At 65.6% G+C, this 9,194-nt stretch carries 7 protein-coding genes and 1 pseudogene; 2 read left to right on the forward strand and 6 right to left on the reverse strand.

The genetic code is table 11. From position 1 onward, the window contains the following. Positions 1-134: 134 nt before the first annotated feature. The 6 genes and pseudogenes from ACTHLF_RS08515 to ACTHLF_RS08540 all read right to left on the reverse strand — a co-directional run bounded on the left by ACTHLF_RS08515 (position 135) and on the right by ACTHLF_RS08540 (position 7,093). Positions 135-1,427, reverse strand: a complete 1,293-nt coding sequence (locus ACTHLF_RS08515) for an argininosuccinate lyase (protein WP_440326559.1) — start codon at positions 1,425-1,427, stop codon at positions 135-137. Positions 1,428-1,436: 9 nt separating this feature from the next. Then, positions 1,437-2,384, reverse strand: a complete 948-nt coding sequence (gene argC / locus ACTHLF_RS08520; RefSeq protein ID WP_440326560.1) for an N-acetyl-gamma-glutamyl-phosphate reductase — start codon at positions 2,382-2,384, stop codon at positions 1,437-1,439. 8 nt (positions 2,385-2,392) lie between these two features. Further along, positions 2,393-3,709 (reverse strand): annotated as a pseudogene (locus ACTHLF_RS08525) (acetylglutamate kinase). Further along, positions 3,699-4,796 (reverse strand): acetylornithine deacetylase, encoded by a 1,098-nt coding sequence (locus ACTHLF_RS08530; protein WP_440326561.1) that lies wholly within the window; start codon positions 4,794-4,796, stop codon positions 3,699-3,701. The pseudogene ACTHLF_RS08525 and the gene ACTHLF_RS08530 overlap by 11 nt, the downstream one beginning before the upstream one ends. Before the next feature lie 9 nt (positions 4,797-4,805). After that, positions 4,806-6,014 carry an argininosuccinate synthase gene (locus ACTHLF_RS08535; protein WP_440326563.1) on the reverse strand — a complete coding sequence of 403 codons (1,209 nt, stop codon included), beginning with the start codon at positions 6,012-6,014 and terminating at the stop codon, positions 4,806-4,808. 47 nt (positions 6,015-6,061) lie between these two features. After that, complete coding sequence (locus tag ACTHLF_RS08540) at positions 6,062-7,093, reverse strand: N-acetylornithine carbamoyltransferase (RefSeq protein ID WP_440326565.1); 1,032 nt, start codon at positions 7,091-7,093, stop codon at positions 6,062-6,064. A 926-nt stretch (positions 7,094-8,019) separates the two neighbouring features. Between ACTHLF_RS08540 and ACTHLF_RS08545 the strand changes: the two genes are divergently transcribed. Together ACTHLF_RS08545 and ACTHLF_RS08550 are read left to right on the forward strand one after the other, a co-directional pair. Continuing rightward, positions 8,020-8,319 carry a transposase gene (locus tag ACTHLF_RS08545; RefSeq protein ID WP_440326567.1) on the forward strand — a complete coding sequence of 100 codons (300 nt, stop codon included), beginning with the start codon at positions 8,020-8,022 and terminating at the stop codon, positions 8,317-8,319. Next, complete coding sequence (locus ACTHLF_RS08550; RefSeq protein ID WP_440326569.1) at positions 8,316-9,176, forward strand: IS3 family transposase; 861 nt, start codon at positions 8,316-8,318, stop codon at positions 9,174-9,176. The genes ACTHLF_RS08545 and ACTHLF_RS08550 overlap by 4 nt, the downstream gene beginning before the upstream one ends. The last annotated feature ends 18 nt before the right edge of the window (positions 9,177-9,194 follow it).

Below are 9,194 nucleotides of genomic sequence, written 5' to 3' on the forward strand. Positions count from 1 at the left end.
CGCCCCCCCCCCCCCCCCCCCCCCCCCCCCCCGGCCGGCTGGCGGTGGGGGCCGGGGCCGAGCGGGGCCCGGCCCCCCCCCCCCCCCCCCCCGCCCCCCCCCCCCCCCCCTCCCACAGGGGTGCGTCGGCGTGCTCAGCCCAGGTGGGTGAGTCGCGCCTTGAGCGTGTCGAGCATCAGGTCGTTGCCCGCGCCCGGCGAGGTGCGTGCCGCCAGGCTGGATTCCGGGGAACGGCCTTCGCCGGCCGACGCGGCGGTTTCCGCGGCGGCGCGGTAGGCATCGCGGAATGGGACGCCCGCCACGGCCTGCTCGATCGCCACGTCGGTGGCGTACATCGCCGGCTCGATCGCGGCACGCATCTTCTCCGCCTTCCACTCGAAGCGGGCGAGCATGTCCGGCAGCAGCTCCAAAGCACCCAGGCCCATGGAGAAGCCATGGAACAGCGAGCCCTTGGAGAACTGCAGGTCGCGCTGGTAACCCGACGGCAGCGAGAGCAGCTGCTCGATCTCCGTACGCGCGGCAGCGACGCTGGCATAGCTCGCACGGAGCAGCTCGACCACATCCGGGTTCCGCTTGTTCGGCATGATCGATGAGCCGGTGGTGTACTCGGCCGGCAGCTTCACGAAGTCGAACTCGGCCGTGGTGAAGAGCGAGAGATCCCAAGCGAGGCGGCGCGTATCGAGCAGCGCGGTACCCACGGCGTCGAGCGCCGCCATCTCGAACTTGCCGCGCGACAGCTGCGCGTAGATCGGCGACACCTGCATGCGCGAGAAGCCGAGCGCCTGCGTGGTATGCGCCCGATCCAATGCCACGTTCACACCGTAGCCGGCCGCCGTACCCAGCGGGTTCGCGTCGATGAGCTCGAGCGCCTGGCGGGCGCGCAGCGTGTTGTCGATGAACGCCTCGGCGAACGCGGCGAACCACATGCCCGTCGACGAAACGACCGCACGCTGGATATGCGTGTAACCCGGCATCGGCAGTGCTTCACCGGCCGCACGCTCGAGACATACCTCGGCAACGCGGCGGCACACGGCTTCCAGCGCCAACAGCTTCTCCTTCAACCAGAGGCGCGTCGCCACCAGGATCTGGTCGTTGCGGCTGCGACCCGTGTGCACACGGCGGCCGGCATCGCCCAGACGCTCGGTCAGGCGCGCCTCGATCGCCGAATGGCCGTCCTCGAAACGTTCATCGAGCACGAAAGCACCCGCGGAGAAATCCGCGGCCAGTGCATCGAGCTCACGCTTCAGGGCATCGCGCTCCTCCGCGGAAACGACGCCGATGTTGGCGAGGCCTTCGACGTGCGCCTTGCTCGCCGTGATGTCGTGCAGGAAAAACTCGCGGTCGAGGACCACGTCGTTGCCCGCGAGGAAGCGCATGATCTTCGCATCGACCTGCGTATCGGATTTCTGCCAGAGCGGCTGGGTCATCGTCGGTCCTTACAGCGGGATGGCGGTGAGCTCGTCGAAGCCGAGCGCGCGGTTGACGTTCTGCATGGCCTGGGTGGCCGCGCCCTTGAGCAGGTTATCGAGCGTGGCGACCACGACGACACGGCGGCCATCGACCGACAGCGCGAAGCCGCCCACATCGAGATGGTGCTTGTGCGCGACCTGGCTCACCCACGGCGCCTCGTCCACCACGTGGATCAGCTTCTCGCTGGCGAAGCGCGCCTCGAACCGCGCGACGATGTCTTCGCGCTTCGACGGCTTTGCCAGGTAGAGGTTCGTCGTCACGGTGAGGCCACGGAAATGCGGGGCCACGTGCGGCATGAATTCCACGGGCAGGCCCAGGTGGCGGCTGGCTTCCTTCTCATGCATGTGCCCGGTGAGCGAGTACGGCATGAGGTTGTCGCGCAGCTTGTCCGGGTCGTTGCGGTCGGACGGCGTCGTACCGGCACCGGAATAACCCGAGACGCCGAAGGAGACCGGCGGCGCTGCCAGCAGGTCCTTGATCGGTGCGATGGAGCACTGGATCGCCGTGGCATAGCAACCGGGGTTGCTGATGCGCTTCTCGCCGCGCCAGCGGTCCCGGTACAGCTCCGGCAGGCCGTAGTACCAGCGCTCGTCGAAACGATAGTCTGCGGAGAGATCAACGATAACGGTACTGCCACCGGCCTTGTCGATCGCCTCCACGTACGGCGCGGCCTTGCCGTTGGGCAGTGCCAGGATCACCACGTCGACGCCCTGCTCCGCCACGGCGGCGGGGTCGAGGCTCGTGTAGTGCAGTTCGCCCTTGTACACGTCGTTGTGGTCGGCAAGGCGCTGGCGGTCCAGCTCGCGCGAAGACACGAACGACAGCTCGAGCGAGGGATGGCGGGCGATAAGGCGGATCAGCTCGGCGCCCGTGTGGCCGCGCGCGCCGACGATACCGATGGTCTTGGTGGCCATGGCTTGGGTCAGTCCTGCAAGGTAGGGATGCGGGTGGCGCAGTGCGCGACGCAGCGTTCGATATCGGCGAAGTTATCCAGGCCGTACCAGAACACCTTCCAGCGCGACTACTTGAAGCAGCCGTCGGATTCCGCGTAGTAGAAATGGTTGATGGCGTTGCCGTGGCGCGAGCGCCAGAACAGCGTCGGGTTCTCGTCGCGCATCACCTGCCAGACGGCACGGCCAAGGCCCTCGCCCTGTGCGTCGTCCAGCACCGCGAACTTGTCGAGGTAGGCAAAGCCGTCCTCGTGGGTCAGCACCATTGCCGCACGGTAATTCTCCGACACGTACAGCCGGTACAGCTTCGTGCGCTCGAAGTAATCCGGCACCAGCGTGCGGCCGAAACTGGATTCGATCAGCGAGGTCATCCGCTCGAGATCGACGCCCTCCCACGAATCGAAGCGCAGGACGCGCTCACCGCGACGAACCAGCGTACCCGAGCCCTTGTGGGTGAACAGTTCCTTCGCGAGATCGGCCGGGCGCGTGATCGACACCGACGAGGTCAGCGGCAGGTCGTCCAGCAGGTCCTTGATCTGCTCGATCTTCAGGCGCATGCCCGAGTGCAGCCAGGGCTGCTCCAGCAGCTGCTCATACTCGGTCGACAGGTTGATCGAGTCGATGATGTTGCCTTCGCCATCGAGCAGGCCGCCCGTGCCGGTGAGGAACACGATCTTGTACGGCTGCAGGACGCGCACCAGTTCGTTGGCGGCGAAGTCAGCGTTGATGTTGAGGATCTGCCCCGAATCCGTTTCGCCCAGGCTGGCGATGACCGGGATCGAACCGGCGCGCAGGCTGGCCTCGATCGGCGCCAGGTTGATCGCGCGCACCTTGCCGACCAGGCCGAGCTGCTCCGGGTCGAGGAAATCGGCGGTGAACACGCCCGAAGGGACGGACGTGGCACGCGTATCGACTTCCTGCAGGGCTTCGACCAGGCGCAGGTTCTGCGACTGGAAGACCCGGCGGACGATGGCGAGGGCTTCGGGCGAGGTCACGCGCAGGCCGTTCACCGTCTTCTTGACGATGCCGGCGGCCGAGAGCTCCTCGTCCAGCTGCGGGCCCGCGCCGTGCAGCACGATGGGCGTGAGGCCCACCTGCTGCAGGAACGAGAGCGACGAGGTCAGGTCGGCCAGTTCATCGCGCAACACGGCGCCGCCCACCTTCACCACCGCGAAGCGCTTGGCATCGAGCTGGGAGAAGCGCTTGAGGTACTGCTGGATCTCGCGCGCGCTGCCCATGGCGGACAGGAGGCGCACGATGGTTTTGCGGGTGTGCTTGTTAGATTCCACGATCGACGATCCGGTGGATGGTCTGGGCGTAATGGGCGAGCTGGTCGAGGGCGACCCACTCATCGGCGGTGTGCGCTTGCGCGATGTCGCCAGGGCCATACACGAAGGAGATGTAGCCGGACCGCGAGAACAGCGCGGCCTCGGTCCAGAAGTCCACGGCATTGCCTACCGGGATCTCCAGCTCGTCGGCGAGGTCGCGCGCGGCGAGGCGGCGCGCCTCGGCGGTGGCGGTGTCGCCCGCCGGCAGCGAATCGCCGCGGAAGGTTTCGCCGTACTCGACCGGGTGCGGTTCCACGAGCGTGCGGAAGGTCTCGAGCAGCTTGTCCGCATCCATCGACGGCAGCGGGCGGAAGCCGAAACGCACATCGGCGGTCGGGGCGATCATGTTCGCCTTGATCCCGCCTTCGATCTTGCCCACGTTGAAGCGCAGGCCGGTCAGGCCACCAAAGCGCTCGTGCGACAGGACCTGCACGTGATCTAGCGCGGCAGCGCCCCAGCGGATCGCCTGGTGAAGAGCGCTATCCGAAGGGGTCTGCTCGCCGGACGCATGCGCGGCGCGGCCCTTGAAGCGCATCTGCACCGAATGGATGCCACGGTGCGCCAGCACCGCTTCGCCCTTCGTGGGCTCCGCGACGATGATGGCATCGTAGGCCGGCTTGTCCTTGAGGAAGCCATCGATGCAACGCGCATCGTTGGCTTCTTCATCAGTGGAAAGCAACAGCGCCATATCGCCCTGCGACGCGTTGGCCACGGCCACGAGCGCGGCGGCGGCACCCTTGATGTCGCAGGCACCCAGGCCGATCGCGCGGTCTTCGGTCACCCGCAGTTCGTGCGGGTTGGTCGTCCAGTGCGGGCTATCCGGCACGGTATCCAGGTGCACGTTGAACAGCACTTTCGGCGTGCCGCGCACGGCGTACAGGTTCACGGCGCCGGCACCGAAATCGGTCACCTGCACGTCGAACCCCGGGAGGTTCGCGCGCAGGTAATCGAAGATGCCGCCCGTGCCGATCTCACGCGGCGGGTTGCGCGTGTCGAACGACACGAGCGCACGCAGGTGGTCAAGGGTGTCCTTCAGGAGCTTATCCATGGGCCTCGATCACTTGCCGCCGTTGGCGCGGTCGACTTCCGCCCAGATCGTCGAGCTCATGCCGTAGAGCTTGATGAAGCCCTCGGCCTCGGCGACGCCCCAGTCGGCCGCCTGTGCATAGGTGGCCTTCTTCGAGTGCAGCAGGTTCTTCGATTCGACCTTCACGGCGTACACGGTACCGCCACGGGTTTCGATGATGACCTTGCCATCGACCTTGCGCTGCGTGCTGACCAGGTAGGCTTCCAGGTCGGCCTTGATCGGGTCGTTGAAGAAACCTTCGTAGGCGATCTCGGTCCACTTGCGGCCGATTTCCGGCTTGAAGCGGTTCTGCTGCTTCGACAGCACGGTCTCTTCCAGCGCGCGGTGCGCGGTGAGCAGCGCGGTGAGCGCCGGCGCTTCGAACACGATGCGGCCCTTCAGGCCGATGTTGGTGTCGCCGGTGTACAGGCTACGGCCCACGCCGTACTTAGCCAGTTCGCGGTTGAGGAAGCCGAGGATCTCCGGACCCGTCGCGGCCTTGCCATTGAGCGTGGTGGCCACGCCCTTGTCGAAGCCGAGCTCGATGCGCAGCGGTTCGGACGGCCATTCGGCGCGCGGTGCGCACCAGGCTACGGCGCCCTCTTCCGGGATCTCCCACGCATCGATCTCGCCGCCGGAGATGGTCACGCCCAGCACGTTCTCGTTGATGGTGTAGTGCTTGGTCTTGGCGCGGACTTCGAAGCCCTTCTCTTCCAGGTACTTCTGCTCGTAGGCGCGAACCTGGGTGTGCTCACGCTGGATCTCGCGGATCGGGGCGATGATCGTGTAATCGCCGAGGGCCTTCACGGTCAGGTCGAAACGGACCTGGTCGTTGCCCATGCCGGTGCAGCCGTGGGCGAACAGCTTGGTACCCAGCTCGTCGCAACGCTCCAGCGACGCCTTCACGATGAGGTAGCGGTCGGACACCAGCAGCGGGTACTGGCCCTGGTAGAACTCGCCAGCCCAGATCAGCGGCGTGACGAAGCTATCCCAGATCGCCTGCGAGGCATCGACGGTGCGGTGCGAGGCGGCGCCCAGTTCATGCGCGCGCTGCTCGATGTACTCACGCTCTTCGGCGGAGACACCACCGGTATCGACGAACACGGTATGCACGGCATAGCCGCGCTCCATCAGGTAGGGGACGCAGAAGCTGGTGTCGAGGCCGCCCGAGAAGGCGAGGACGATATCTTTGCTGGACATGCTGGCTCCGGAAAAGGCTTGGAATTAGGGCTAAAGGGCGAGGCGAATCAGAAACCGAGGCCGGACTTCACGCCCGGTTGCGACATGAGCGAGGCCATGACGGCCTTCTGGACGTGCAGGCGGTTTTCCGCCTCGTCCACGGCGATGCAGGCCGGCGAATCCATCACCGCATCCGTCGCCTTGATGTTCCGGCGCAGCGGGAGGCAGTGGCTGAAGAGGCCGTTATCGGTGAGCGCCATCTTGGCTTCGTCGACGATGAAGTGCTTGTTAGCATCGCGAATGGCCTTCTCTTCATCCCAGCGGCCGAAGTACGGCAGCGCGCCCCAGCTCTTGGCGTAGATCACGTGCGCGCCGCTGTAAGCCGCGTCGATATCGTGCGAGACCTGCAGCGAGCCGCCGTTTTCCTTCGCGTTCTGCGCGGCGAAATCCATGTAGCGCTGGTCCAGGATGTACTCCGGCGTCGGGCACAGCAGGGTCACGTCCATGCCCATCTTGGTGGCGATGAGCAGCGCGGAGTTGGCCACGGCGGTGTTCAGCGGCTTCGGGTGGTAGGTCCAGGTCAGGACGTATTTCTTGTTCTGCAGGTCACCCAGGTGCTCCTTCATGGCCAGCGCGTGGGCCAGCTCCTGGCAGGGGTGGGTGATCGTTTCCATGTTGATGACCGGCACCGTCGCGTACTGGGCGAACGCCTTGAGCACCTTGTCCTGGCGATCGACCTGCCAGTCCTGGAACTTCGGGAAGGCGCGGACGGCGATCAGGTCCACGTAGCGGGAGAGCACGCGAGCCACCTCGGCGATGTGCTCCTCGGTGTCGCCATCCATGACCGTGCCCACCTCGAACTCGATGGGCCACGCATCCTTGCCCGGGGCCAGCACCACGGCGTGGCCGCCCAGCTGGAACGCGCCGATCTCGAAGCTGGTACGGGTGCGCATGCTGGGGTTGAAGAACAGCAGCGCGATGGCCTTGCCGGCGAGCTGCTGGCCCTGGGGCGAGCGCTTGAACTCGGCGGCCTGCTCGAGCAGGGCGTCGATCTCGGCGCGGCTGTAGTCCGTGGTGTTGAGGAAGTGGCGAACGGTCATGGCTATCCAGATCGGTCGGTGGCCTGGCGGGGCCGTGGGAAGAATGGGGAATCGGAAACAAAAAAACCCGGCACGGGGCCGGGTTTTTTAGTCGATGCGAATGAAACGCGCGCGACAGCCTACCCGGCCGAATATCCGATGTACGGTCGACGAGCACGGGACGTCATCCCTGCGGCCATGCGGGCGCTGGTGAAGACGTTCGAGGTGTAGTCGGCGTGGGACACGGGGGGCTTTCGAATAGGTGAAGCCTCGATAATGCCGTGGATTGCTGCGGTGCGCAACTGCCTGGGGGACTTGGCCGTCCAAATGCCCCAAAAAGGCTCGCCTTCGGCTTCGCGGGGCTCGGCGTTCGCCATCGCTTCTAGCGCTCGGACGCGCTGAGGGTGTTGTTGGGAAGGCCTAGCCTTCGTAGGAGGCCACCCTGTGGCCGACAGCTTTCGCCTCGACCGGCATGACCCTGCGGCGCTTTCGCGAAAGATGTCGCGCGCAAGCGCGCTCCCACAAGGCCGTCGCAGCCCGGCCGTCATTCGCCTGTGGGAGCGCGCTTGCGCGCGATGGCCTACAGCGCGATGAAGCCGTACCCCACCATCAAAGCGACCTCGGCTCTCCCACCACCCGACCGCACCGCGTCCGAGAGTCCTTGGTGCCCACCCTCGAGGCGAGTTCCGCAGGCGAGGCGGCTGGGCGGGAACAGCCCGTCAGGGGGCCGGCCATGGAGGGCCGGCCGTTTGAAATCGAGCCATGGATGGCGAGTTTCAAACCCCCGCCCAGCTGCCGGTTCGCGGCCGTAGGCCAAATAGGTACACATGCCCCGGAGGGGCACTCCCTTTCGAACGACGAGGACCTGTCTGAGCAGCGAGGGTGGGTGAGGTGGTCTAATCTTTCTGGACACCCCACGGGGATTCACGGCCAGAACGAGGTGAACCATGGGACGCAAGGACATTACGCAGGCGCAGCGGGACGAGGCGGTACATCTGATCCTGGCCGAAGGCCATTCGACACGGCAGGTGTGTGAGATGTTGGATGTCGGTCCTACCGCATTGAGACGGTGGGTGGCGATGTACCAGGCCGAGCATCCGGAGCCAGGTAGCCAAAGGACGGCCGAGGAGGACCGTAGGCGTGTCGTCGAGCTCGAAGCGCAGGTGCTTAAGCTCCAGGAGGAGCGTGAACTGCTAAAAAAATCTATCGCCTTCTTCGTTCGGGAGAGCGATCGCCCACGGCGGTGATCGATGAACTGAAGGGGGCCTACCCGGTCACGCAGTTGTGCGATGCCATGGAATATCCCCGCAGCAGCTATTACGCCGGGCGGGGCGCGGAGGAGCGGCCAGCCCCTGAAGAGCCCGCGGCGGTGGCCTCGGTTCGAAAGATTCACCGTCAAAGCCGGGGCAGCTACGGCACGCGCCGTATGGCCGCGGAGCTTGCCCGGCAAGGCATGCCGACGGGCCGATATCGCGCACGCACCCTGATGAAGAAGGCTGGCGTATGGGCCGAACGGGTGCGCCGGCGTACGTTTCGCAGGGCGAATAAGACGACGACGCCCGCGCCGAACCTTCTTGATCAGCAGTTCAATGTCGCCCGGCCCAATCAGGTCTGGGTCGGCGACATCACCTTCCTCCCGACCCGGCAGGGCTGGTTATACCTGGCGATCGTGGTGGATCTGTATGCCCGGCGGATCGTCGGCTGGGCCTTCTCGAAACAGCCAAACACCAAGCTGGTGCTCGCTGCCCTGGACATGGCGGTGCGGGAACGTAAGCCCTCGGGCGGGTTGATGTTCCACTCCGACCAAGGCGCGCAATACAACAGCTTCGGCTTCATCCGGCGCCTACAAGACCTGGGGATCAGCCAAAGCATGAGCCGGAAAGGGCATTGCTGGGACAACGCGGTCGCCGAACGAGTCTTCGCCACACTGAAAACCGAATGGATGCGACCCACTTACGAGACCCGCTACGACGCCGAACAAGATGCCATCGTCTTTCTGACGTCGTACTACAACTACCGGCGCCTACACGCGGCCAACGGACAGGTCCCGCCAGCTATCCACGAAATGTTGATGAGTCGAAAAAACACCCTATCGGCTGTCTAGAAAGACTTGACCACCTCA

The sequence above is a fragment of the Luteibacter sp. genome, from assembly GCF_051958795.1.
GTDB lineage: Bacteria > Pseudomonadota > Gammaproteobacteria > Xanthomonadales > Rhodanobacteraceae > Luteibacter.